Source organism: Hyphomonas sp. (assembly GCF_965284475.1).
In the GTDB taxonomy this organism is placed as follows: Bacteria; Pseudomonadota; Alphaproteobacteria; order Caulobacterales; family Hyphomonadaceae; genus Hyphomonas.
The window spans coordinates 1,454,783-1,478,510 of record NZ_OZ260087.1 but is presented as its reverse complement, the minus strand read 5'-3'; the positions used below and the strand labels follow the sequence as shown (position 1 = coordinate 1,478,510).

At 62.1% G+C, this 23,728-nt stretch carries 28 protein-coding genes; 10 read left to right on the top strand and 18 right to left on the bottom strand.

All coding sequences use genetic code 11. The features are described 5' to 3' along the window. Positions 1 to 3: 3 nt before the first annotated feature. The 4 genes from rpe to htpX all read right to left on the bottom strand — a co-directional run bounded on the left by rpe (position 4) and on the right by htpX (position 3,643). Positions 4 to 672: a ribulose-phosphate 3-epimerase gene (gene rpe / locus ACQ66M_RS07015; RefSeq protein ID WP_350173067.1), complete on the bottom strand. Its 669-nt coding sequence runs from the start codon at positions 670 to 672 to the stop codon at positions 4 to 6. Positions 673 to 767: 95 nt separating this feature from the next. Next, positions 768 to 1,265, bottom strand: coding sequence for a glycine zipper 2TM domain-containing protein (locus ACQ66M_RS07010; RefSeq protein WP_430402743.1), 498 nt, complete (start codon positions 1,263 to 1,265; stop codon positions 768 to 770). 205 nt (positions 1,266 to 1,470) lie between these two features. Then, entirely contained in the window at positions 1,471 to 2,739 is a 1,269-nt protein-coding gene (locus ACQ66M_RS07005; protein WP_430402741.1) for an RsmB/NOP family class I SAM-dependent RNA methyltransferase, read from the bottom strand. Between the two features lie 4 nt (positions 2,740 to 2,743). Continuing rightward, the gene (gene htpX / locus ACQ66M_RS07000; RefSeq protein ID WP_430402739.1) at positions 2,744 to 3,643 is read right to left on the bottom strand and encodes a zinc metalloprotease HtpX; all 900 of its coding nucleotides are present in this window, start codon (positions 3,641 to 3,643) and stop codon (positions 2,744 to 2,746) included. Between the two features lie 97 nt (positions 3,644 to 3,740). Here htpX and ACQ66M_RS06995 point away from each other — a divergent pair, with 97 nt between their 5' ends. Continuing rightward, positions 3,741 to 3,965 (top strand): DUF1674 domain-containing protein, encoded by a 225-nt coding sequence (locus ACQ66M_RS06995; protein WP_350173059.1) that lies wholly within the window; start codon positions 3,741 to 3,743, stop codon positions 3,963 to 3,965. Here the strand turns inward: ACQ66M_RS06995 and ACQ66M_RS06990 are convergent. Further along, the gene (locus ACQ66M_RS06990; RefSeq protein WP_350173057.1) at positions 3,953 to 4,999 is read right to left on the bottom strand and encodes an SDR family oxidoreductase; all 1,047 of its coding nucleotides are present in this window, start codon (positions 4,997 to 4,999) and stop codon (positions 3,953 to 3,955) included. The genes ACQ66M_RS06995 and ACQ66M_RS06990 overlap by 13 nt on opposite strands. A 46-nt stretch (positions 5,000 to 5,045) precedes the next feature. Continuing rightward, the gene (locus ACQ66M_RS06985; RefSeq protein WP_430402737.1) at positions 5,046 to 5,984 is read right to left on the bottom strand and encodes a DMT family transporter; all 939 of its coding nucleotides are present in this window, start codon (positions 5,982 to 5,984) and stop codon (positions 5,046 to 5,048) included. Here ACQ66M_RS06985 and ACQ66M_RS06980 point away from each other — a divergent pair. Next, entirely contained in the window at positions 5,983 to 6,267 is a 285-nt protein-coding gene (locus ACQ66M_RS06980; RefSeq protein WP_430402735.1) for a hypothetical protein, read from the top strand. The two genes, ACQ66M_RS06985 and ACQ66M_RS06980, sit on opposite strands and share 2 nt — an antisense overlap. On the opposite strand, the gene ACQ66M_RS06975 is transcribed toward ACQ66M_RS06980, so the two are convergent. From ACQ66M_RS06975 to ykgO, 8 genes are all read right to left on the bottom strand, one after another. Then, complete coding sequence (locus tag ACQ66M_RS06975) at positions 6,258 to 7,145, bottom strand: SDR family NAD(P)-dependent oxidoreductase (RefSeq protein WP_350173051.1); 888 nt, start codon at positions 7,143 to 7,145, stop codon at positions 6,258 to 6,260. The genes ACQ66M_RS06980 and ACQ66M_RS06975 overlap by 10 nt on opposite strands. Before the next feature lie 87 nt (positions 7,146 to 7,232). Next, entirely contained in the window at positions 7,233 to 8,117 is an 885-nt protein-coding gene (locus ACQ66M_RS06970; protein ID WP_430402733.1) for an SDR family oxidoreductase, read from the bottom strand. Between the two features lie 28 nt (positions 8,118 to 8,145). Further along, positions 8,146 to 8,649, bottom strand: a complete 504-nt coding sequence (locus ACQ66M_RS06965) for a hypothetical protein (protein ID WP_430402731.1) — start codon at positions 8,647 to 8,649, stop codon at positions 8,146 to 8,148. Between the two features lie 41 nt (positions 8,650 to 8,690). Continuing rightward, complete coding sequence (locus ACQ66M_RS06960; protein ID WP_035616944.1) at positions 8,691 to 8,951, bottom strand: DUF2312 domain-containing protein; 261 nt, start codon at positions 8,949 to 8,951, stop codon at positions 8,691 to 8,693. A gap of 45 nt (positions 8,952 to 8,996) precedes the next feature. Further along, positions 8,997 to 9,941 carry an alpha/beta fold hydrolase gene (locus ACQ66M_RS06955; protein WP_430402729.1) on the bottom strand — a complete coding sequence of 315 codons (945 nt, stop codon included), beginning with the start codon at positions 9,939 to 9,941 and terminating at the stop codon, positions 8,997 to 8,999. 5 nt (positions 9,942 to 9,946) lie between these two features. Then, positions 9,947 to 10,477, bottom strand: a complete 531-nt coding sequence (locus ACQ66M_RS06950; RefSeq protein WP_430402727.1) for a tetratricopeptide repeat protein — start codon at positions 10,475 to 10,477, stop codon at positions 9,947 to 9,949. Between the two features lie 48 nt (positions 10,478 to 10,525). Further along, positions 10,526 to 11,134: an HAD-IA family hydrolase gene (locus ACQ66M_RS06945; RefSeq protein ID WP_430402725.1), complete on the bottom strand. Its 609-nt coding sequence runs from the start codon at positions 11,132 to 11,134 to the stop codon at positions 10,526 to 10,528. A gap of 31 nt (positions 11,135 to 11,165) precedes the next feature. Beyond that, positions 11,166 to 11,291 carry a type B 50S ribosomal protein L36 gene (ykgO, locus tag ACQ66M_RS06940; RefSeq protein WP_034736570.1) on the bottom strand — a complete coding sequence of 42 codons (126 nt, stop codon included), beginning with the start codon at positions 11,289 to 11,291 and terminating at the stop codon, positions 11,166 to 11,168. Between the two features lie 111 nt (positions 11,292 to 11,402). On the opposite strand from ykgO, the gene ACQ66M_RS06935 reads away from it, so the two are divergent. Further along, positions 11,403 to 12,758 (top strand): lytic murein transglycosylase, encoded by a 1,356-nt coding sequence (locus ACQ66M_RS06935; protein WP_350173039.1) that lies wholly within the window; start codon positions 11,403 to 11,405, stop codon positions 12,756 to 12,758. Here ACQ66M_RS06935 and ACQ66M_RS06930 read toward each other — a convergent pair whose 3' ends face one another. Next, positions 12,759 to 14,024 (bottom strand): MFS transporter, encoded by a 1,266-nt coding sequence (locus tag ACQ66M_RS06930; RefSeq protein ID WP_350173037.1) that lies wholly within the window; start codon positions 14,022 to 14,024, stop codon positions 12,759 to 12,761. Between the two features lie 45 nt (positions 14,025 to 14,069). Then, positions 14,070 to 14,552 (bottom strand): hypothetical protein, encoded by a 483-nt coding sequence (locus tag ACQ66M_RS06925; RefSeq protein WP_350173035.1) that lies wholly within the window; start codon positions 14,550 to 14,552, stop codon positions 14,070 to 14,072. 157 nt (positions 14,553 to 14,709) lie between these two features. On the opposite strand from ACQ66M_RS06925, the gene motA reads away from it, so the two are divergent. From motA to ACQ66M_RS06900, 5 genes are all read left to right on the top strand, one after another. Further along, complete coding sequence (gene motA / locus ACQ66M_RS06920; protein WP_350173033.1) at positions 14,710 to 15,612, top strand: flagellar motor stator protein MotA; 903 nt, start codon at positions 14,710 to 14,712, stop codon at positions 15,610 to 15,612. A gap of 77 nt (positions 15,613 to 15,689) precedes the next feature. Then, the gene (locus ACQ66M_RS06915) at positions 15,690 to 16,109 is read left to right on the top strand and encodes a hypothetical protein (protein ID WP_430402723.1); all 420 of its coding nucleotides are present in this window, start codon (positions 15,690 to 15,692) and stop codon (positions 16,107 to 16,109) included. Positions 16,110 to 16,168: 59 nt separating this feature from the next. After that, entirely contained in the window at positions 16,169 to 17,179 is a 1,011-nt protein-coding gene (locus ACQ66M_RS06910) for an endonuclease/exonuclease/phosphatase family protein (protein ID WP_350173029.1), read from the top strand. A gap of 45 nt (positions 17,180 to 17,224) precedes the next feature. After that, the gene (locus ACQ66M_RS06905) at positions 17,225 to 17,749 is read left to right on the top strand and encodes a hypothetical protein (protein ID WP_350173027.1); all 525 of its coding nucleotides are present in this window, start codon (positions 17,225 to 17,227) and stop codon (positions 17,747 to 17,749) included. A gap of 43 nt (positions 17,750 to 17,792) precedes the next feature. After that, positions 17,793 to 19,709: a cation:proton antiporter gene (locus tag ACQ66M_RS06900; RefSeq protein ID WP_430402721.1), complete on the top strand. Its 1,917-nt coding sequence runs from the start codon at positions 17,793 to 17,795 to the stop codon at positions 19,707 to 19,709. Between the two features lie 182 nt (positions 19,710 to 19,891). On the opposite strand, the gene ACQ66M_RS06895 is transcribed toward ACQ66M_RS06900, so the two are convergent. Beyond that, positions 19,892 to 20,611 (bottom strand): M48 family metallopeptidase, encoded by a 720-nt coding sequence (locus ACQ66M_RS06895; RefSeq protein WP_350173023.1) that lies wholly within the window; start codon positions 20,609 to 20,611, stop codon positions 19,892 to 19,894. 65 nt (positions 20,612 to 20,676) lie between these two features. On the opposite strand from ACQ66M_RS06895, the gene ACQ66M_RS06890 reads away from it, so the two are divergent. Beyond that, entirely contained in the window at positions 20,677 to 22,329 is a 1,653-nt protein-coding gene (locus ACQ66M_RS06890) for a hypothetical protein (protein ID WP_350173021.1), read from the top strand. 89 nt (positions 22,330 to 22,418) lie between these two features. Beyond that, positions 22,419 to 23,240: a TIGR00282 family metallophosphoesterase gene (locus ACQ66M_RS06885; RefSeq protein WP_350173019.1), complete on the top strand. Its 822-nt coding sequence runs from the start codon at positions 22,419 to 22,421 to the stop codon at positions 23,238 to 23,240. Here ACQ66M_RS06885 and ACQ66M_RS06880 read toward each other — a convergent pair. Beyond that, complete coding sequence (locus tag ACQ66M_RS06880; protein WP_350173017.1) at positions 23,237 to 23,662, bottom strand: DoxX family protein; 426 nt, start codon at positions 23,660 to 23,662, stop codon at positions 23,237 to 23,239. The two genes, ACQ66M_RS06885 and ACQ66M_RS06880, sit on opposite strands and share 4 nt — an antisense overlap. Positions 23,663 to 23,728 lie beyond the last annotated feature (66 nt).

Below are 23,728 nucleotides of genomic sequence, written 5' to 3'. Positions count from 1 at the left end.
CTACTATACGTGAACGCTCGGCCTGAGCGCCCGGATATTGTGACCATAGGCGGAAGGGCCACCCTTGAAAACGGCAGAGCCGGCAACAATCGCAGTCACGCCGGCGGCGATGGCGCGCGGCGCAGTTTCGGGATTCAGGCCGCCATCGATCTCGAGGATGATATCGCGGCCGGTCTGGTCAATCATGCGCCGGAGCGTTTCGACCTTGCGCAACTGGCTCTCAATGAAACTCTGACCCCCAAAGCCGGGGTTTACCGACATGACAAGCACAAGATCGGTATTATCGAGCAAGGGTTCGACGCGTGATGCAGGCGTGCCGGGATTGAGCGCCACGCCGGGCCGCATGCCGGCTGCCCGAATCGCCTGCAACGTGCGGTGGATGTGCGGGCCGGCTTCGGGGTGGACCGTCAGGATGTCCGCCCCTGCCTTTGCAAAGGCCGAAATGAACGGATCGACGGGGGCGATCATCAGGTGAACATCGAAGGGTTTCTTCGTGTGGGGCCGCAGTTTTTCGATAATTGGCGGGCCAAATGTGAGATTTGGCACGAAATGGCCATCCATCACGTCGATATGGATCATGTCGGCGCCGGCAGCGTCGATGGCGCGGATTTCGTCGCCGAGGCTCGCAAAGTCCGCTGACAGGATCGAGGGAGAAATGAGAACCTGAGTCATGAACACTCCCTAAAAGGGAACAGCCGGCCGCACAAGGCAGCCGGCTGTTTGATGATCACTATTTAAGTCTTTGTCCGGAAACAGGTCTCCGGAAATCAGTATCCGCCGCGTGGCACCAGTTTCCAGCCGTCGGCACCGGCAATGATATCGACCTGCGTGCCGGGCGTGATGTAGATGTCCGCGCCCTGGATGATTTCCTTCACTTCGCCATTGCTGAAGCGCACGATGTAGGCATAGCCCTGCTTGGTGCCGAGGCCCTTGCCTGCAGCATTGCCGGCCACGCCGCCCATCACGGCACCCCCAATGGCGCCTGCAGTCTGGGCCTTGTCGCCGCCGCCGAGTTCCGAACCTGCGAGGCCGCCCAGAACAGCGCCGGTGGCCGTGCCGATCAGCGACCGGTCAGGCTTGATGGTTACAGCGCGTACGGACGTGACGGTGCCTTGATAGACACTCGAGGCCTGGCCAACCGATTGGGTGCTTGTCGTGCCAACGCCGGGACTGTTCGCGCAGCCCGCCAGGGCAAGCGTGAGAGCGGCAAGCGCACCGGCCATGACCTTGCCAGGAACCGAGCGGGAGGAAATAACTGAAAACATATCGTGCTCCTTGCACATTGAATAAGGGCTTATCTGCGCGATTTCAGCTGAATGACAGATGAACCTGTACCGATACTTCTGGGAAACTTGTTGGCTTTTCGATGGCAAAACGCCTGTCGCATGGGACATGCCGTGCCTTCACGCCCGCCAGGACGAATGACGATCAACCGCAGGATTCCCCGTCCTGCTTCCCTGCAGTCCTGACTCAGGGCTTTTTGAGCCGCGAAATGAAAAATGTGTCGTTGTCATCCTTTTCGCCGGGAAGCGTCAGCAGGTCGCCTTTGTCCGTAATGGCATGATCGAAGCCCGGCACATCCTGCGGAAGAACGGGCACGCGCCGGGCAATATTGCGGGCGATTGCCGCATCGATAATGTCCACGCCTTCGGCGGGCAGGGGCGTGCAGACGCAGTAGACGAGCATTCCGCCCGGCTGAAGCATGTCGAGCGCCGATTCGAGCAATCGGGCCTGCGCAGCGGGAAAGCGGGCGACATCGGCGTCGCGTTTGATCCATGCCCCTTCCGGGTGCCGGCGAAGCGTGCCGAGTGCGGAGCAGGGTGCGTCCAGAAGGATTTTGGCAACAGGCGCTTGCGGGCGCCATTCATCCGCATTGGCAACAACAACGGTTGCGGAGAGGCCGGTGCGGCCAAGATTCTCCTGCAACAGGCGCAAGCGCGCGGCTGAGCGGTCAACGGCAGTGACGTGCGCGCCGGAGCCGGCCAGCTGGAGCGTCTTGCCTCCAGGCGCGGCGCAGAGGTCAATGAGCGTCTCGCCTGCTTGCGGATTGAGCAGGCGCGCCGGGATCATTGCAGCGACATCCTGGACCCACCAGTCACCGGCGGCGAAGCCATCCATGTCTTCAATGGACCCGCCTGGCGCCCGCACGGCGCCGCCCGGCACAATCTCTCCGCCGGTTTCGGCAGCGACGCTTGCGGCATCGGATTTCGGCGTGAGGTAGAGCACGGGCTCGGTGAGCTGGGCCCTGGCCAGCGCATCGGCCGCCTCGGTGCCCAGTGCGTCTGTGAAGGCAGCCTGCAGCCATTCGGGCCAGATTGCCTGGATCGGCATGGCAGAAAAGTCGGGGCGTTCTCGATCGGCCCGGCGCAGCACGGCATTGAGGAAGGCGCCGCCTGAGCGAGCTTCCGGCCATGCCTTGGCGGCCTCGACGGTTTCGCCGACGGCAGCGTGGGGCGGCGTATCCATCAGCCACAGCTGTGTGACGCCGGTGCGGAGCAAGGCGCGTATGGGTGCGGTGACGGCGGGGAGGGGGCGTGACAGGAGGGGGCTGAGGGCGAGATCGACATGCCCCAGATGGCGCAGCGCCGTGCTTGCAATGGCGCGGGCGAATCCGCGATCGGGCCCTTCGAGCGTATTGAACACCTGGCTTGTATCCATCGCATCGTCGAGCGTGCGGCGGCTGTCGATGGTCAGGGTCAGCAGGTCGGCTGCTGCGCGGCGAACTGCGGATCCGCTCATGCGATCAACCCCACGGTCCTGCAGCGCGTCTGGCCAGGCCCGATTCATCAAGGGATGTATTCATCTGCTCGCCTGCCATTCGGCGCAGGGCGGCGACCCGGTTCGTGGTGGACGGGTGGGTCGAGAACAGGTTGTCGGCGCCCTGGCCATTCAGGGGGTTGGAAATATACATATGCGCCATGGCCGGATTTCGCTCTGCCTGGACATTGACGGATGCGCGTGCGCCACGCTCGATTTTTTCGAGGGCTGAGGCGAGCCAGAGCGGGTTGCCGCAGATTTCAGCACCCCTTGCATCGGCTTCGTACTCGCGCGAGCGGCTGATCGCCATCTGGACAAGACCTGCGGCAATGGGCGCGATGATCATGATGGCGAGCGAACCGATAAGGCCGGCGCGTTCACGACCAAAGAAGAGGGCGAAATTGGCGAGCATGCCGATGGCACCGGCAATGGTGGCTGTTATCGTCATGGTCAGCGTGTCGCGATTCTGCACGTGGGCCAGTTCGTGAGCCATGACACCAGCGACTTCCTCACGGGTCAGCATGCCGAGCAGGCCGGTCGTGGCTGCCACAGCAGCATTTTGAGGGTTGCGGCCGGTGGCAAAGGCATTGGGCTGGGGCGTTTCGATAATATAGATTTTGGGAGCAGGAAGACCTGCGCGTTCGGCCAGCGAGGCGACGTCATTGGCGAACGTGCGCAGCATGGGCGTTGTGGTTTCCGGCGTAAGCTCGCGCGCGCCCTGCATCTTGAGGACGATCTTGTCGGCATTCCAGTAGGAAAACGCGTTCATCGCGGCTGCGACGGTAAACGCGATGGCCATGCCGGGAATGCCGCCGATCAGGTAACCAATGGCCATGAAGAGGCCGGTCAGCATGGCAAGCAGTATGAAGGTTTTCGCGGTCCCCATTGGGTCTATACTCCACTATCACGGCAGCGCGGCCTTTGGTCGGACAAAACTGCTAGGTATATGGTGAGCGTTAACGAATTGAGGAGTCTGATGTCACATGGATAAGGATTCACCCACCCCTGATGGCAGTGCCGAAGAGGCGGAGCGGCGCAAGGCATTGAGCCCCGAAGCACGCCGCGCGCTGGAAGAGGCCGATGCCCGTCGCGCCGCTGAAGGTGCCGATGCCGCGCGCCTGCCGGAGGACGAACGCGGCGGCCCACGCACCATCGAACCGACCCGCTATGGCGACTGGGAACGCAAGGGGATCGCCTACGATTTCTGACCCTTGTGAGGCTGGACCACGCCAGCATCGATCAGGCTTTTTGCGCCGTCAATGATGGCGTCCCGGGCGGTGTGCGGCTGCCAGCCGAGAATGCGCCTCGCTTTCTCGCTGGAGAGCTGTCGTTCGCGCCCGAGTTCGGGAATGACCTGCTTGAGCGTCGGGTTGAACATGGCGACCAGTTTCAGCATGACATCCGGCATCGTGCCTTTCGGGATTTTCTTCGAATAGGCCGGATAGGCTTCGCGCAGCACATCGGCCACCTCGCTGAACCACATGAATGGCTGCGAGACGAGGAAGCGTTCGCCAGCCGCTTCCGGAACGGTCATGGCCGCAACATGGGCGGCTGCGACATCGCGCACATCGACAATGCCGAAGCCGACGCGCGGAACCGCGGGCACTGTTCCCGACAGGGGGATGGTCAGCAATTCAAGGGATGCGGAGAGGTCACCGCTCATCACCGGGCCGAGGACGGCCGCGGGATTGATGACGGCAAGCTCAAGGCCCTTGCCCTCGCCGTTCACATAGTCCCACGCCGCGCGCTCGGCGATTGTCTTGGACCGGGTATAGGCGGTGTTGTCCTTGAGGTTGTCCGGGTTGGACCAGTGTTCCTCGGTCAGTAAGGCCGGGCGATTGTCCCCCCAGCCATAGGCGATGGCCGCCACGGAGGATGTCATCACGACCCGTTTCACGCCTGCCGCTTTCGCCGCCTTGAGGACGCGCAGTGCGCCGTCGCGCGCAGGGCGGATCAGATCATCCGGGTCTTTTGGCACACCACTGGGGAAAGGCGAGGCGACGTGCTGAACATAGTCCATCCCGGCGACAGCTTCGGCCCACCCTTCATCGCGCTCGAGATCTGCGGCGAAGAGTTCGATGGCGATGGGCCTGCCGGCATATTTGCTGAGTGTTGCGTTGAGCCTGGCGGCGCTGCTGGCTGAGCGTGCTGTGCCGCGCACGTCATGGCCTGCGTCCAGCAATTGAAGGATCACATGCCCGGCAATGAAACCGGTTGCGCCCGTTACGAGTACCCTGGCCATGGCTGTCTCCCTGATTTTTGTGAACTGTGAACGATAACGCCATGATTCACAAGGGCGGGGTGACGGCCCTGTCTCTCAAGCGATGTTCCCGGTACGTGATGTAGAACGTTGCGGAAATGATGATTGCCGTCCCGACCCAGGTCCACGGGCCGGGCAGAAGGTTGAACAACAGCCAGTCGACCATCGCTGCCATGGGCAGGCGGAGATAGTCGATAGGCGACAGGAAGGATGCGTCGCCAATGCTCATGCCGCGAATGTAGAGATACTGCCCGACAGCGCCGCACAGGCCCATGATGCCGATCAGGCCCCAGTCCTGCAGCGAAGGCGAGACCGGTGGCCATGTCCAGATGGCCAGTGGCAGCAGCAGGATGGATGAGAGAAGATTGGCCCAGATCAGGAGCGTTACCGGACGATGCAGCCGTGACAGCACCTTCACCAGCGTGATGGCGCCGGCCATGCAGAAAGCGGCGCCCAGCGCGAGCAGCGTGCCCAGGCTGACGCCTGATTGCGGCTGGGTCATCACCAGCACGCCGACAAAGCCGACCAGCGTGGCGCCCCATCGGTGCCATCCGACGGTTTCGCGCAGGACGAGGGCTGCGATGACGGTAATGAACATGGCGCGCGAGAAGCTGATGGCATTGAAGGCCGATAGCGGCAGGCCGAATGCGTCGGAAACGGCATAGAAGCTGAGGATGAAGCCGAGGGTGCCGAAAGCGCTTCGCACGAAAATCATGCCAGGCTGCTGGATGCGCAGGATGCCGAGCCCTTGCTGAAGGATGACCGGCACGGTGATCAGGAGCGCAATGGCTGCGCGCCAGAAGGCGAGGAAGCCGGGATCATAGTCGGCCGACTGGAGCTTGGAGAGGGTCAGGAAGGCCGTGAACACTGTGCCGGATGCGATCATCCACAGCGCACCTTCGAGGTTGCGCACGCTCTGCGGGCGGTTATCTTCGCGCGCTGCAGATGAATTTGGACTAGCCGACATGGACTGTTTCACCGCTTCGGAGATCGACGAAATTGACCGCCTTTGGCGGCGCTTGCCGATCGACCACATGTGGACCGGTTGGGCAACAGCCGGGGAGGCGCCTCAGCAGGTCTGGATCTTCCGGACCCGGGCCCACTGGCGCCGGTTTCCCCTGACCAAGACGGCCAGGGGATATGCGCTGGCAGATGAGCGCGGACGGCGTGTATTCCGGGCACCGACACTGGCAGACCTGTTGCAGGCTGTAGAGGCGATGCCCGGCCTGGATACGATGGTTCAGGACTGAGCGCCGGACGTCATTGCAAGGCGCATCTGTTCGGCCTGTTCCGCGTCGATACCGAGCGCATCGAGGACAGGACTGCTCGCGTCCTCGTTCCAGCTATGCGGCGGACCGACCGTCATGCCGCCATCGACAAGGAATTCACCGCCGGTAATGAAGCCGGCCGCGTCGGAGGCGAGGAAGGCCGCCATTTCAGCAATGTCATTGCCGCGGCCAACGCGGCCGATCGGCTGCATCTTGCCGCCGACCTGTGACAACATTTCGGCCATCTGGTCAGCCTGTTCGCGTGGCAGGCCGAGCGTGGCGCCAAAGATGGACGTGGCGATGAAGCCGGGCAGAATCGCGTTGACGCGGATCTGGTGCTTGGCGAGTTCGCCAGCCGCCAGCTTGGAAAAATGCGCAACGCCCTTCTTGGCGACGGAATAGGTGATCGGCGCATAACCGGCGCAAACGGCGCTGATCGACGACGTGTTGATGACCGAGCCCTTGCCCCGCGCCTTCATGTGCGGAATGGCGAACTTTGTTCCAGCAAACACCTGTTTCAACAGGAGGTTCATCGTGTGGTCATAGCCTTCGAGATCGAGGTCCTCAACGCCGGTCGGCGTGCCGCCATGGCCGGCATTGTTCCAGAGGATATCAAGGCCGCCAAAGGCGTCGACGGCCGATTGCATCAGCGCTTCCAGCTCTTCCATGTCGGTGACGTCACAATGGATGTACCTGACCGTGTCGGCGCCGAAGCGCGTTTCCAGCGCCTTGCCCTTTTCATCCTGAATGTCGCCCGCGATGACTTTAGCGCCTGCAGCGACGAAGACTTCGACCCCCGCCAGCCCGATGCCGCTGGCGGCGCCTGTTATGATTGCGACCTTGCCGCTGAGATCTGCCATGTCTGTTTCCTCCTGATTTGCCTTAACTTGCGACCGGCTTCCGCCGGGGACGTCAAGGCACGTCAGATAGAAACAGGAATTTTGTGTTCAGTCCTGCCTGCTGAGTCCGAAACGCTTCGCGAATATCCTGTCGAGCCAGCGTTTTGGCAGACGGGAGGGGATGGTGAAATTGGTCATCTTGTCGGGGACAGGTGCGTAGCGGGCCTTGGGGCTGGCGCTTTCCAGTGCGGTCTGGACCGTCTTGCCGATTTCGACGGGATCGAGCCCGGTGCGGCCGCCGTTCAGCATGACCTGCTCGAATGTCCTCAGCGGCTCGGCCCAGTCGCTTTTCGCATAGGGCTGGTCATCATTTGCCGCCTCAGCCTTGTCCCAGATGGGCGTTTTCACGGAGCCGGGACCAATGGCAATCGCGTCGATGCCATAGATCAGGAGCTCGCGGCGCAGTGTGTCGGTCATGCTCTCATTGGCATGCTTGGTGGCCGTGTAGGCGCCGAGAAAGGGCGCAGAAATCTTGCCGCCCACGCTGGTAATGTTGACGATCCGGCCAGGATTGCCAGTGCGGGACGGGTCCGATCCAAGCAGGGGCACAAAGGCCTGCGTGACGCGCAGGAGGCCGAACACGTTGACCGAGAAATGCGCTTCAAAGTCTGCCAGCGGCTGGAGCGCGAGCGGGCCCATCCGGGCGATGCCGGCATTGTTGACCAGACCGGCCAGCCGCGTTGTTCCGAGCGCGTCGGCGACCGCTTTCACTGCAGTTTCAACACTTTCCGGATCGGTGACATCAAGGATGATCGGGCGGAGGTCACCCGCGGCGCCGTCCTTGAGCCTGTCACCATCGGCCTGCTTGCGTATGCCCGCGAACACGCACCAGCCCTGCTGGCTCAGATGCTGCGCCGTAGCGGCACCGATGCCGGTGGATGCCCCCGTGATGACGACTGTCTTGCCCGGTGCGGGCCCGGTTTGCGTATTCATTGCCGTGTCTCCTTTCAGGAGCATACGTTCAGGCGTCATCCCCGGATTTGCCGCCCTTGATCACCTGAAAGCGGGGGCGAGGTGACGGGGTGGGCGCAGCAGGGGGGTGTTGAGAGGCGGGCGCCGGTGCGGCGGTGGCGACCAGGCGTGGGGCAGGGGGACGAAGAGGAGGGGAAGCAGGCGTCACGTCCGCCTCGGGCGGCGCGTCATCTTCAGCGTCGATGTTGCGCACGCGCGGTGTATAGGCCGGCCGCACTTTGGACTTGAAGCCTGACTTGCCCTTGCCGCGAGCCTTCTTGTCGATCTCTTTCAGCTTGACCTGCTGCAAGCTGGAAAGGGCCTCGCCCTCGGCGCCCTTTTCGCGATCAGCGAAGGCCGAGCCATAGGTTTCTATCCGCGCCTCGACCTCTTCGAGGAACTGGCGTTCCCAGTCGGAGAGTTCGGGACCAAGCCCCTGTTCGGCGAGCGCGGCGGCCTTGCGCAGCTTGCGCAGGGCGGCACGTTTCTTACGCTCGTCAACATCACGGGACATGATGGGAATGTTAGGGCAATCCGGCCGAAAGGCCAATCGGGTCAGGCGTCGCCGGTTGCGAGAAGGTAGAGCTCCAGCATCATTTCCTGCTCTTCGCGGTCAGCCTTGTCGACCTTGCGCAGGCGAATGACCTGGCGCAGCGCCTTGACGTCAAAACCGAATGCCTTGGCCTCGGCGTAGATTTCCTTGATCTGCTCGGCCACTTCCTTTTTTTCTTCTTCCAGACGCTCGATCTTGGCAACTGTCTGGCGGAGCTTTTCCTTGGTCGTTTCGGTCAGGTGCGTGGCGGCAGCGTCGTCCATGAAGGTGATCCTTGAATCTGTGTGTCGGTGGGCAGGCCGAGCCTCTTAGCGAGACTCACTGCCTGTGGCCAGACGCCGAATGGCGTTCGCGACATCACCGCCGTGCGCATGGTGGGGCATGTGGCCTTCATCGGGCAGAATCACCAGCTCAACCGGCACCTGCTTTTTCAGTTCGCCGACATGGAGTTTTGGACGGATCACCGTGTCCTGGCTGCCCGAAAACACGACAATCGGCACATCCAGTTCGCCATAGCGCTTTGATTGCGCCGCAAGTTCGTCTTCCAGCGTGCGTACATCCTTGGCATTGGCGCGGAAATTGGGCGGGCGGAACAGCAGGCCTATGGCGGAATTTTCGAAATAGTTTTCCGGTACGGGCGCTGGGTCGAACACGCTGCTGATACCGGCCTTGACCTGCGCCGGGCCGACGGTCGGGACGAGCTGGGTGAAGACCGGGCCGACAAGCGGCGCTGCCGCAAGGCCATTGTACCAGGCTTGTCCGCCGCCGCCCCAGTCATGTGAGACCGGCGCGCTGAGCACCAGGCCTTCGACGAGGTCCGGCCTGTCGAGCGCCAGCCGCAGGGCGACCGCGCCGCCGAAGGAATGTCCGACAATCACGGCCTTTTCGCCGGGTGCCAACTGGTCGAGTACGCCTGCCATCTGGGCGGCCTGCGCGCCGAGCGCGCTGGCGCCATCAAAGCGCTGTGAATAGCCGTGTCCGGGCCTGTCGGCCATGAGAACGCGGAAGTCGCTCTCAAGGCGCGGGGCAAGCGTCCAGCTGAATTCGCGCGCATTCGCGCTGGCGCCGTGGATCATCAGGACCGTGGGTCCGGCGCTGCCAGCCGTCAGCACGTTCACGTCATGGCCGTTCACGGTGACGATGCGGCCGGTCGATACGGGGTTGGCCTGCTGGACGCGAGATGTGTAGGCGGCGCTGGAAACGCACGCACCGGCCCCCGCGACCGAAAGGGCAAGCAAGGCGATACTGATCATCCGTTTCAAAGCCCCTGGCCCTCGGCCACCCTGGAGAGGCGTTTCTCTGCCTGTTGTGCCTGCGTCATGAAGGGATAGATTTCCAGCGCCTCGCGATAGGCCTCCAGCGCTTCGGTCTCGGCCCCCATGGTTTCCATCATGATGCCCAGCCCGGCCCATGCGCCGAAATGCCGGGGCTCCAGCCGCAGGGCCTCGTTGAGGTCGCGCAGCGCTTCCGGGAAATTTTCGTCATTCAGGAACAGGGTCGCGCGCCGGTTCCATGCCTCGGCATAATCCGGCTCGAGCATGATGGCCCGGTCGTAGAAGGCGCGCGCTGTTTCATAATCCCCGATCGTCTGGGCATCGACAGCCCGCTCCATGATCATGTCGACCGTTGGCGAACCGGACTCCATCCACGAAGCCCAGATGTCCTGCGCCGCATCATTGGCTTCGCTCTCGCTCGGCGCATTGAGCAGTTTTTCAAACATCTCGTCTGACGGACCCGCATGAGCGAATCCGGCAAAGAGAAGGGCAGCGAGGAGGAGGGCCTTGGACATGAGGTTCAATATGTACGGGATGGGCGCGGCGGCAACATCAAGTTTGCATCAGATGAGATGATGTGTGACCAGCGCAGCCTCCAGGCCGGGCGCGCCGGTGAAGTGATGCGTGCGGAAGCCGAGCGCATCGGCAGCCGCGATATTGGCCGCGCTGTCATCGATGAACAGCACCGTTGCCGGGTCCGGATTGCCGATCGTATCCAGCGTGTGGTGGTAGATCGCCGGATCCGGCTTCACCATCCCGATATCGCCCGAGACGACGACATGCCGGAAGCGCTGGAGCGTCCTGAAATGGGCGAGCATGGCGGGCCAGGGGTCGGATGGCATGTTCGACAGGGCGTAGAGTGGGACGCCGCCCGCATGCAGGCGCTCGATCAGGTCTGGCGTGCCGGGGATATAGCCGTTGAACATTTCCATCCAGCGCGTGCCCCAGACGCGAATTTCGGCTTCATATTCCGGATGTTGGGCAATCAGCGCGTCGGCATTCTCGGCAAAGCTGGCACCGGCATCATGGCGTGTATGCCAAGCCATTGTGCAGACCGTGTCCAGGAAGTGATCCCGGGTGGCCGCATCATCGAAAATCTTGTCGTAGAGGCGCGCTGGCTCCCAATCGAGCACGACGCGGCCGAGATCGAACAGGGCAATCGAAACGGTCATTTTCCCGCCTCATTGCCTGTTCATCTTCGGCTCAGGCCTGTTTCGCTTTAAAGCGCGGGTTGGTCTTGTTGATCACGTAGACGCGGCCCTTGCGGCGCACGATCTTGCAATCACGGTGACGTGCCTTGAGGGACTTGAGTGACGAGCGGACTTTCATGGGCCTGGCCTGACGATCATAAGGAATTGGAAAGCGGTGCGAGTAATGAATCCGGTTAGCAGAGTCAAGGACGCGCGCTGCCATGCAGCGACAATTCAGCGGAGAAACGCGATGATACAGACTGGCATTGCCAGAACGCAATGGGTTGCAGCAGCGGCCATGTCCGCGCTGCTGGCCTCCTGCGCAGCCGGTCCCCAGCCCGGAACGCCGCCTGTCGCGGGCAATCCGCCGGTGACGGCGCCAGCGGCAGGCGCGATCAAGTACACCTCGTCGGGCCATGCCGCGATGGATGCCTGGCGGATCGACTTTTCCAGCCGGGCGCTTGAGGCGGGCCATGACCGCGCGATTGTCGAGTCGCTCCTGTCAGGAATCGCGCCGATCCCGCTCTGGCTCGGATCCGACATGCAGGTGGCGAGCACCGGCATCAGCGACCAGGCTGAATTCTCCAAGCCGATCTGGGATTACCTGAAAGTGCCACTGGGCGAGAGTCGCATCTCCAATGGACGCGACCGCCTTGCGATCCAGCCCGCCCTGTTTGCCGATCTTGAGGCCCGCTATGGCGTCGACCGGCAGGTGCTGGTGGCCATCTGGGGCATGGAGACCAGCTATGGCGCGGTCATCGGCAATTTTGATGCCGGGAATGTCCTGGCCAATATGGCGGTCGAAGGCCGCCGGCGCACATTTGCCGAGCGCGAACTGCTCGCGGTGATCAAGATGGTCGAACGCGGCGATGCCGAACGGTCCGACCTCCTGGCAGGCTGGGCCGGCGCGATGGGCCAGACGCAGTTCATGCCGACAACCTATCTGGCCTATGCAGAGGATTTCGATGGCGACGGGCACAAGGATGTCTGGAAGAATGAAGGCGATGCGCTCGCCTCAGCCGCCAATTACCTGAAAAAATCCGGCTATGCGATGGGCCAGCCCTGGGGCTTGGAAGTGGCGGTTCCCGCAGGCTTCGATTTCAGCCTGGCGGATGGCAATGAGCGGCGGATGGATACATGGCGTGCGGCCGGACTGACGCCGATAGCAGGTGGCGCGTTCGAGACCGGTGGGGCCGACTTTTCGCAGCTCTGGCTTCCGGCGGGCGCAGAAGGGCCGAAATACCTTCTGTTCAATAATTTCACGGTGTTCAAGGCCTATAACAATGCCGATTCCTATGCCTTTGCCGTCGGCATGGCGGGCGATGCCATTGCCGGAAAGACAGGGCCGATGACGCCATGGCCGCAGCATTTGCGGCCCCTGTCGGTCGCCGATATCAAGACGTTGCAAGCGGGCCTCAATGCCCGCGGCTTCAGTGCCGGGCCGGTGGATGGCATTCCCGGCCGCCAGACCAAGCTTGCGCTACAGGGCTTCCAGAAGTCGCGCGGACTGGTGGCGGATGGCTATCCGACCAGGGAGATGCTGGCGCTGGTCATTGCGGGCAATGGCGGCGTGGGTGTCTCGTCGGTGACCGACGGGCCGAGCTGATCAGTCAGCGAACTCGCCGACGCCATCCTTCAGGCCGAAGCGTGCGAACAGGATCATGAAGACCAGCAGGCCGGCGCAGATGACGAAGGGCAGGTGGGGGTCAACATATTCATACAGGAACAGGCCGAAGAAGGGCGTGATGATGAAACCCATGCCATTGGCCGAGATGACCAGTCCGGCGACATTGCCCTGAAGCTGGGGCGATACGGCGAGCGATGCTCCGCTTGAGAAGCCCGGCCGGGCGAGACCCTGGCCGAGACCGATGCAGAACTGGGCGAGAATCAGGCTGGCATAGTCGCGTGCGAAGACGAGGATGATCGCGCCGAGGAAAAGCGGTACGCAGCCAACCATCATCAGCGTCTTGTTGCGCATGTTGAGGCGCGGGATCAGCACGAGCTGGGCCAGCAGCACGGCCAGTGCGCCAACGGTGAAGGCGGGGCCGGTAAACTGGGCTGCCTCCCGGCCGGACACGCCCATCCGGTCCATCACCGTGAAGACGAATACCTGTGTCAGGATGCCGGTCGTCAGCGACAGGCACACGGCAAACACGAGGAATGGCAGGACCGAACCGGACCGCCAGAGACCCCGCGCCCCGGTTTCGTCATCAAACTGGGTGGCGTCGGTGACCGGTTGACGCTGTTCGGGCAGGCGGAACCAGATCAGAGCCGACATCGTGAAGGCGATCACAGCGGTGACGGCCAGCGGGCTGAGCAGGCCGGCCGTGGCCACCAGAGCGGCGGCGACAGCCGGGCCGATCACGGTTCCGACGCTGAAGCCGGATGTGATGAAGGCGATCTGGGACTGGCGTTCTGCAGGGCTTGTCCTGTCAGCGACATAGGCCTGCGCCGCCGGGTTCGCACCGGAGCCAAGCAGGCCGAACATGGAGCGCGAGGCCGCGAGGCAGAGAAAAACAAGCACCGTGCCGGTAATGACGTGATTGAGGCTGAGCCAGCCGAAGACCAGCAGCAGCGTCATCGACAGGCCGTATCCGGCAAGTCCCATGGCCGCAACGGGGCGTCGCCCCCAACGATTGGACCGCTTGCCCCAGAAGGGCGAGGTGACGGACCACCAGAAGGCCGACAGGGCAAAGATCGACCCGGCCATCCAGTCCGGAAGGTTCAGTTCGCGCGTCAGGGGCGGCAACACGGCAGCGATCAGCATCGTGTTGCCTGCGCCAATGGCCATCAGCGCAAAGAACAGCAGAAAGAAAGCGCCGCGCCGGTCGGGTTGCGGTGTTTCCTGCAGGGAATCAGCTGGCTGGCTCATGCGCCGACTATTCGGCTGGCGCTGCCGAAAAGTCCAGCGGGCGGCTTAGCCACTGCCTTTGGGCATGGCAGGATAGCATTCGCCCGACCAGGGAGTGAGGCGGGAATCCATAACGGTGCGATTGGAAAAGTCGACACAGGCGCGGCCAAATTCCCGCATCGCCTGCGTGGCCTCATTCTCGGCCCATGAATGGGCGCAGGCCGCCTGGTCCGGTGCCAGGCTGGCGGGCGCAGTGCCGGGTTGATGATGGGACTCAATGAAGTCCGACACACAGGCAGTATAATCGATAATGCGCGCACGATAGGCTTCGCGGATGGCGCGGGCGGATTCCAGCTCGTCGAGCGAGGTGAAGTAGGGAGCCGACGCTTCCGGAACGTCAAGATCGCCGCAGGCCTGTCGGACGATGGCGCGCCCTTGCGCGGTCTGTTCCGGCGCGCAGACAAGGTAATCGTCACTGGCATCGGATTCCTGCGCCAGGCACGGAGCGGCGAGTGCGGCGAAAACGAGAGCTGATAGAAGGCTGCGCATGCGATTGATCGTCTCCGTTGCACCACCCCGGATGCCCAGTCGGGAAAAGCGTACGTTCAGGACTGCGCCGGATCAACCGCGCGTGACAGGGCCATATCCGCTGGCGCACATGAAAAGAAACGCAGGGTTAAGACCCTTCTGTGCAGGGTGGTCCGGTATGACCTTGAAAGGTATCGGTTTGGCGCAGCTGGTCGGCCTCGTTCTCGTTTTCGTTCTCGTTTTCGGCGGCCTCGTGCTGACCGGAGGACGCGCGGCGATGCACGCCCTGCCTTTTGAGCTGGCGCTGATTGGCGGCGCGGCCATCGGCACCGTGCTGATCGGCAATTCGCTGAGCGTTGCGCGCGAAGCCCTTGGCGGGTTTGCAACCGCGTTTCGCGGCGCAAAATGGGGCCGGGCGGATTATCAGGACTTGCTCGTCCTGCTCGGAACCTTGATGCGCAAGGCCCGCCAGGGCGGCTTCATCGCGATTGAAGCCGATATTGAAGACCCGTCCCGGTCGGCCATATTTCAGGCTTCGCCGCGCATCCTGGCCGATGATGCGACGCGCGCCATGGTGTGTGATGCGTTCCGCCTGATGGCGCTGGACCTGTCCGATCCCGCGCGGGCGGAGGCGAAGATGGACCAGTCGATTGCCGTTTACCTTGACCAGCGTATGAAGGCGGTTGCCGCGTTGCACACACTGGCCGATGCGCTGCCAGCGCTCGGAATCGTGGCGGCCGTCCTCGGCATTATCCGCACGATGGGCTCGATCAATCAGTCACCGGCCATTCTCGGCGCCATGATCGGCTCGGCGCTGCTCGGCACTTTTCTTGGCGTTTTCCTCGCCTATGGCCTCGTTGGCCCGGTTGCGGCCCGGTTTGGACAGATCGTGGAAGAAGATGCGCGCTTTCTGGACGTGATCCGGTCGGTGCTGGGGGCCTATTCTGAAGGCCTGCAGCCCGGAATTGCCATCGAGATGGGCCGGACCGCGATCCCCCTCGCCCTGCAACCGGATCCATCGACCCTGGAACGGGCGCTCAGCGCGTCGCGATTTGTTGCCAAGTCACGAACAGCGGCCTGAAATCCAACACGATTGCTTAAGCCTCGTGAAATCGGTGTCTGAGACACTGTCCCATCTCCAAGTATGAGGTGAGGGTAATGACTGATCTTGCTACGGAAACGCCCCCGGTCCGCAATTACTGGGTCTCCGGTAATCTGAAAATGGTCGCCACAGGCCTGACGGGCCTGATTGCGATTTTTGTCGCGCTGAAAGCGACGGCCTACAATGCCGGCGGCGTTGTGGGGGTTGAAGACCACATTTTCCGTCTTGTGGCGTTCGCATCGCTGACGGTGTGGGTTGCGATGACGATCGGCCTGCGCCGATCCGGCACGGCGGCTGTAACGGCGCTGGGGTTTGCGACATGTATCGAGCTGATCATCGAGCCGGCACGCGGGCAGGGCTATGGCACCCTGGCGTCGACCAATCTCGGCATCGTGTTCGCCTATTGCGGCCTGCAGCTCTACTGGTACCGTATCGTCGGTGGTGGTGCGCCGGCCAAGGCTGAAACAACAGCCTGAACAGTCACCGGGCGCGTTTTCATTGACGCAACGGGCAGGTGCGGGCGAGTGTTCGCGCCATGCCTGAACTGCGCCTTGCGACCTTCAATTGTGAAAACCTGATGATGCGCTGCGATTTTCGCAGGGCGGGCATAGCGAATGCGCGCCAGCGCCTGACGGATATCGATAATGCGCTGGTCGCTGAGCAGGTCGATTCCGTCTTCGATGTGCTATCTGAGGATGACAGGACCCTGACGGCGCAGGCGCTGGCCGCCACCGGGGCGGACGTCTGCGCGTTGCAGGAAGTCGAAAACCTGGTCACTCTGACGGCATTCGATACGCGCTATGTTGCCCGCTGGGCCGGCCGACCGTTTGGTGTGCGTGTCCTTCATGAGGGCAATGATTCCCGCGGGATTGACGTCGCTCTCCTGTCGCGATTGCCGGTGGTTTATCAGCGCAGCCATGCGCGGCGGACATTTGGCGCGCTGGGCGTGACCCCGCCAAGGGGCCGTACAGTCAATGACTACGCCTTTCGGCGCGATTGCCTGGAAGTGGACGTGGTGAAAGACGGGCGGGCGCTGACCCTGTTCGTCTGCCACTTCAAATCCATGCACGGCGGACGCAGGAAAACGCGCCATGTCCGCCTGGCAGAGGCGGCCGCCGTACGCCAGCTGGTCCGGCTGCGCTTCGAGCGGCCTGCGGAGGAAGACTGGGTCGTCCTGGGAGACTTCAACGACTACAGGGAGGTTGATGGTGTGCCCGTTGGCCATAGCGGCCTCGGGCCGTTGCTGGACGATGGATTTGCGGTGGATCTCGCCTCGTACGCGATTCCGGATGCATTTGATCGCTGGACGCACCATTATCCGGAAGATGATACTTACGGCGCCCTTGACCATATCCTGCTGTCACCGCGCCTTGCGGCGCAGAACCCGGCGCCGGACACAACGATTATCCGGGCCGGGTCGCCCTATCATGCCGCCCGCCATGCAGGCCCGAGGTTCCCCGGAATCGGCTGGATATCGCCAAAGGCGTCCGATCACTGCCCGATGGCAGCAACCATAAAGTTTGAAGGCCGGGCCTTATCGGCCTAGTCTTTCGTTCATATCTGACCTGCCCAGGCCCGGAGGCCATGCCCATTGTCGCGTTTCGATGAACTCATCACCACGGTTGAAGCCTACCAGGCGCTAGCGGCCGAAAATTACAATCGCATCCGGTCGCTCGCCGAGGAAATGCGCGCGGGCCTGTGCGACTATATCGGTGCAGCGGATGGCATGTGCGTTCATCTCGTGCCGCCGAAGGGGCCATTCGAACCCAGGCCGCATGGCGATCAGGCCTTTTCCCTGCCGCCACGTGGGTTTCGCCCGCTTGTGCCGATTTCGTTTGGCCTGGCGGTGCGGGTGTCGAAGGCAGAAGACTGGATGCGGGTGAGCATGGAGTGCCGCAAGGTGGGCGAGGTCTTCATTATCGAAATCGAGGATGGCGCCAAGTTCGAATTCCGCCTGCCTTTGAGGGACCAGGACCCGGAACCGTTCCATGCGCATGTGTTTTCACATGTGCTCAACTGGTTTCAGGAGAATATAGAGCGCTATGAGGTCGGCGATTACGGCACACGCGAAATCGGGTTTGACTTTGCCGATGACATCAACGCTCAGCCCGCGTAGTGCAGGCCGGGGACAATGGGGCTGGTGAGCTGACAGGGCACGCATGAATCATATGGACTTTGCTCTTGCGGGCGCCGGATCCAGTGAACTTATCTTCGCGTGTGCGTTGATCGGGGCGCTGGGAATCGGTGCACAATGGCTCGCCTGGCGCCTTCAGGCGCCGGCCATCGTGCTTATGGCGCTGGCCGGCCTGGCGGCTGGCCCGCTATGGGCGGTGATTTTCGGTGAACCGCTGCTCGATCCTGAAGCCGTGTTCAATGGCGGCGGCAGCGACTTGCTGAGGCCGATCGTGTCACTGGCTGTGGCCGTGATCCTGTTCGAGGGCGGGCTTGTCCTGAAGTTCGAGAATCTGCGCGATGCTGGCGCGGCTGTGCGGCGTATGGTGTTCATTGGCGGGCCGCTCGCCTGGTTGTTCGGTACACTGGCGGCGCGCTATGCCGCCGGGCTCGACTGGTCGAGTTCCATCGTGTTCGCGGGCGTCATGGTGGTGACCGGACCGACCGTGATCATGCCACTGCTGCGCCAGTCAAAGCTTGGCGGCAGGACGGGCCAGTTCCTGAAATGGGAAGGCATCGTCAACGATCCTGTTGGTGCGCTGTTTGCTGTGGCGTCCTTCGAAATCATCCGGGTGGCTGCGACAGGCGAGTCGATCCTTGGCAAGGGTGCGATGATCGTGGTGGCTGCGGGCCTCGGCGTGGCGCTGGGCATTGCGTTTGGCTGGGTCATGGTGCGGGCCTTCCGCGCGGGCTGGACGCCGGAATACCTGAAAGCACCGATCATCTTTGCCTCGATCATCCTGTGCTATGCGCTGGCCGAGCAGATCGAGAAGGAAATCGGGCTCGTTGCCGTGACCGCGTATGGCATGACGCTGGCAAATTCCCGGCTCGCCGGGCTCGCCGAATTGCGCAAGTTCAAGGAAGATATCGCTGTCCTGCTCGTGTCCGGCGTGTTCGTGATCCTGACTGCGAACCTCAAACCCGATGTAATCAGGGAAGCGCTGACCTGGCGCACACTGGCGTTCCTGGCGGCGATGCTGTTCATCGTGCGGCCCCTCTCGGTCTGGATTTCCACTTACGGCACGCTGAAGCGCAATGAAGCGCTGCTGCTGGGGTGGATTGCGCCGCGCGGGATCGTGGCGGTCGCCGTTTCGAGCCTGTTTGCCACGCTTCTGGAAGACCTTGGCCGGCGCGGAGACAGCAAGTTCTACTTCTCCGGCGCCGAGCAGATTACGCCGCTTGCCTTTGCCATGGTGTTCACCACAGTCGTGTTGCATGGCTTCACGATTGGCCCGCTCGCACGGCGCCTCGGCCTGGCGCGCAAGGAAAAGCCGGGCGTGCTGCTGGTGGGCGTGAACCCGTGGAGCACGGATCTGGCAAAAGTGCTGAGGGATGTCGGTGTCGAGCCGATTCTGGCAGACAATAACTGGCGCCGCCTGCGTCCCGCGCGAGAGGCGGGCCTGAATACGTTTTTCGGGGAAGTCCTGTCAGAAGATGCTGAAGTGCGCCTTGACCATTCAGCCTTTGACCAGGTGATCGGCCTGTCGGCGAACGAGCCCTATAATGCGCTCGTGTCCGGGCATTTTGCCCCGGAACTCGGCCGCCACAAGGTCTACCAGCTCTCGGCGCAGGACACCGAAGACGAAGACCCGCGCGCCATCGGCATGGGCACGCGCGGGCGTACGCTGATCCGGCGCGGCCGTGGCTATGACAGCCTGATCCGCGACCATTATCGTGGCTGGACCTTCGGCAAGACAAAGCTGACGGATGAATATGATCTCGCTGATTTCCGCGAGGACCGGCCAAAATCGGACCTGATCGCCGAAGTCAGGCCTGACGGGACGGTGACCTTCCTGGGCCCGAACCGCGAACCGAAGGGCGGCGAGGGTGTCACCCTGATCAGTTTCGGCCCGGCGCGGCCGACCGAGTCAGAGAAGGAACTTGCCGCCGCGCAGGCAGGTTGAGGGCTTCCGGAGCGGGCCGATTAAGGTCCATAAAATGGACTTATCTGTCTGGACCGGACTTGAGTACGAAAAAGAGATTGCAGATCTGCAGGACGGAACAGGCTGTAGCGGGAACAATTATTTTTTTGTCAGCTTAAGGACATATCGGCCGGATTCACCCGGCAAGACCCTCAGGGCGCGGATTATTCCCCAGCCGATTGAAGCCCTGCGCCATGCGTTCTCAACCAGGCGCGCTGGCGTTTCCAGTCTGGGGCACAGCGGGAGACATGCGTCCAGAATTTTGGCGAATGATTCATCTCCAGCAGGTGGGCGCACTCGTGTGCAGCAACATAGTCAAGCACTTTCGGGGGCGCCATGATCAGGCGCCACGAGAATGACAGCTGGCCATCTGCCGTGCAGGAGCCCCAGCGCGACCTTGTGTCTTTTACAGAAATTGATTTATATTCAACACTTAACGTCTCGACATGGCGATTTACAGCGCGCGTGAGATCGGCCTTTGCCTGCTTTTTCAGGTACCGGGTGACGCGCAGGGGAAGTGTCTCGGGGTCCCCCGGCGCGCTGAGCAGCAGCGGATCGCCGGGCCACATCCGGGCCAGCCGCGTATCGCCATTGGCGGTCAGCTGGCATGGCTCGCCCCGGAAGCGTATGATTTCTGCTTCTTCAAAGCGGACGATTTCCGGCAGATGCTGGAGCCGCGTCGATATCCATTCCACGCGTTCTGCAGCAAATGCTGCAGCATCCTTGATCTGGCGATTGCTCGGCGCGACGGCCACAGCCTCACGGCGGCGCTCGTCAAGACGCAGAATCAGGCGTCTGGCCTTGGAATTTACCTCAAATCGTACCACAACGCGCGAACCATTCGGCGCCTTCAGTGTCATGGTCTGGCCATTGTTGTATGCCATGTAATAAACTCTCAAGAGACGCGTCGGGGAGACCTGCTCGCAGTTATTCAATAAAGGGACCAAAGATGAAATATCTGCTGACAGGCGTTGCCGCCCTCGCTTTGCTTACGGCATGCGGTGACAAAAACAAGGACGAGAATGGTGCAGGCCAGGCTGTGACTGAACAGTCACAAGGCAAATTGCCGGGGGTCAAACTCCGCAAAGGAGATGCAGCCTCCGCCAGCGACGTTCTGAGTGCGTTTTCCCTGACCCAGTCAGGCTCGGGCCGCGTCAGTTTTGAATCAAGTGATGTGAAGGGCGCCAAGGCCGTCTTCAAGGACGTCACCCTGCTCGCCTCGGAAGACGACAGCGTTGAGGGCATGAGCCTGGACGATGATGATGGCGAGCTTCACCTGAAGGGCGCAGATCTCAAGGCCGCCACGATGGAATTCGAGGGCCTCGGCATGATCGACGGCAAACCGAACTTCTCGCGTGTTGTCCTGTCGGATGTCAGCTTCGTTCCTAAGAATCCCGAAGAGAGCCAGGGGACGAGTGAGATCAAGTCCATGGAACTGGTCAACCCGTCACCGGAAACCGCTGCCTGGATTGCCAGCCTGTTCGGCAAGGGCGAAGCGATGGACATGCCTGAGGGCAAGGCGCTCGCATTTGATCTCTGGTCGATGAAGGACATGAATTTCCAGATCGACGAGCAGGACGGCCAGAAGGGCGCGTTTCTGATTTCCTCTATCAGCGTCCTTGGCCTGAAGGACGAGAAGATGGCGCAGATGGCCCTGAAGGGGCTCACTTTCGACATGACGGACCCAATGGATGACACGGACGTCAAGGCACGTCTCGGCAATGTCGATATCCGCGGCGTCAATTTCGGCATGTTTGCTGAAATGAGCGAGGATTCCGGCAACGGATCTGCGGCGGGCCTGTTCGAAATGCTGCAGAATGACCCTGCCAATCCGGGATATGATTCCATCGAGATCAATGATCTCAATATCGACGTGTCCGGCGCGGCGTTCGACATGCCCAAACTCAATTCCAGGGTCTCCCGCGACAAAAAGGGTCGCGCAGTGAAAGTGGTGACAGATCCGTTCAAGATGACGCTGGGCACGGTCGAAGGCGAACTTGGCGAGAAGCTGGGGTCACAGCTGGCCCTTCTGGGCTACGAAAAGCTGGAACTGAGCGGCCAGGGTGAACAGAGCTATGATCCTGACAAGGACATGGTCACGATCGCCGAGGGCAAGAATTTCTGGAAGCTTGAAGACGGTTTCCGCGTCGACTTTTCCGGCAAGTATGAAGGTGCCAGCGCCTTCGCAGCTGCGCAGGCCACACCCGTGGCAGATGATGGTCCGGCCGATCCGGGTGCCCAGATGCAGGAAGCCCTGCAAAAGATGCTGATTCACAATTTCCGGATGTCGTTCGACGATAACGGTTTCGTCGATCGCGCCTTCAACGCCTACGCGGCCCAGTCCGGCCAGGATCCGCAACAGCTTCGCAGCCAGACGGCCGGCATGATGGCCATGGCGCCGATGATGGCGGCAGGTGCTGGCATCGATCCGGAACTGGCTGGTGAGGCTGCGACGGCATTGTCCAGCTTCCTGACCGATCCCAAGACACTGACGATCACGCTGGCGCCTGCAAAGCCGCTGCGGGTTGCCGAGTTTGTCGAGATGGAAGATCCGTCGGCCCTGACCAAGACCGCGCTCGGTTTCACCGCCAAGAACGAATAGGTCCGCCTCGGGCCCGATGATCGGCGCGCGTTTCCTGCTGGAGACGCGCGCTTTTCTTTGTGCGCCGGGCAGGGCATAGGCTGGTGGTCATGAAACTCGCATTCTTCGGAGATGTCGTCGGCAAGCCAGGCAGGGCTGCCGTCCTGGAATACCTGCCGGGCCTGAAAGCCCGCCTGCGGCTCGATTTCGTTATCGTGAATGCCGAGAATTCGGCGGGCGGCTTTGGCCTGACCGAAGCCATCGCGAATGAGTTCTTCGGTGCTGGCGCAGATTGCCTGACGCTGGGCGACCATGCCTGGGACCAGCGCGAGACACTGACCTTCATCCAGCGCGAACCGCGCCTGCTGCGGCCCCTGAACTATCCCCCGGCGGCCAATGCGCCGGGCAAGGGCGCACACCTCTATGCCCTGCCGGACGGGCGCCGCGTCGGCGTCGTTCAGGTGCAGGGCAATGTCTTCATGCGGCAAAGCCTGTCGGATCCGTTCTCTGCCGTGGATGCCGCGCTCGATTCCATGCCGCTCGGCACGGTCGCCGATGCCCTCATTGTCGACATGCATTGCGAGGCCACCAGCGAGAAGATGGCCATGGGCCATCATTGCGACGGGCGCGCCAGCCTTGTCGTCGGCAGCCATACCCATGTGCCAACCGCGGACACGATGATCCTGGAGAACGGAACCGCCTACCAGACCGATGCCGGCATGTGCGGCGACTATGACAGCGTCATCGGCATGCAGAAGCAGAACTCATTGAACCGTTTCATCACCCAGCTGCCCGGCGAACGCTATCAGCCCGCCCTCGGCGACGGCACTCTCTGCGGCACCTATATCGAAACGGATGACAAGACCGGCCTCGCGACCCGCATCGAACCCATCCGCATGGGTGGACGGCTAAGCGAGCAGGTGCCGGTCTAAACGGCGCGATCCGATTTCCACCAGTTCGCCGCGAACACGGCGCGCGACCTGCTTGCGCCGGCCAGTACGAGCAGGCCGGCCAGGATGCCGAGATTCTTGATGAAATTCTGCAATTCATGGGCGCCTTCAGTGCCGCCGAAATTCCAGAAATCATGCAGCAGCCCATTCACAAAAAGAATGTAGATCACGAAGCCGAATGCGACGCGCCGAACGTGCCGCCCGGTGATCAGGGCCAGCCCGCCAGCAATATTCACCAGCGCGGCGAACCACATGAGAGGCGACGCAAACGCAACGCCGTGATGTTCCATCAGGGCGATATGCATGTCGGGCGCCAGGAATTTCATGATCCCCGGCGCCAGAAAATACAGGCCGAGCAGGGACCGGCCGGTGGTGATCTCCCAGCGGCTTTTCGTGTGTGTCATCCGTGTCTCCTCCCCTCGCGTGATGCGCGGCTTTTCATATGTTCAGGGCGAAAGGTGCTGTTATGC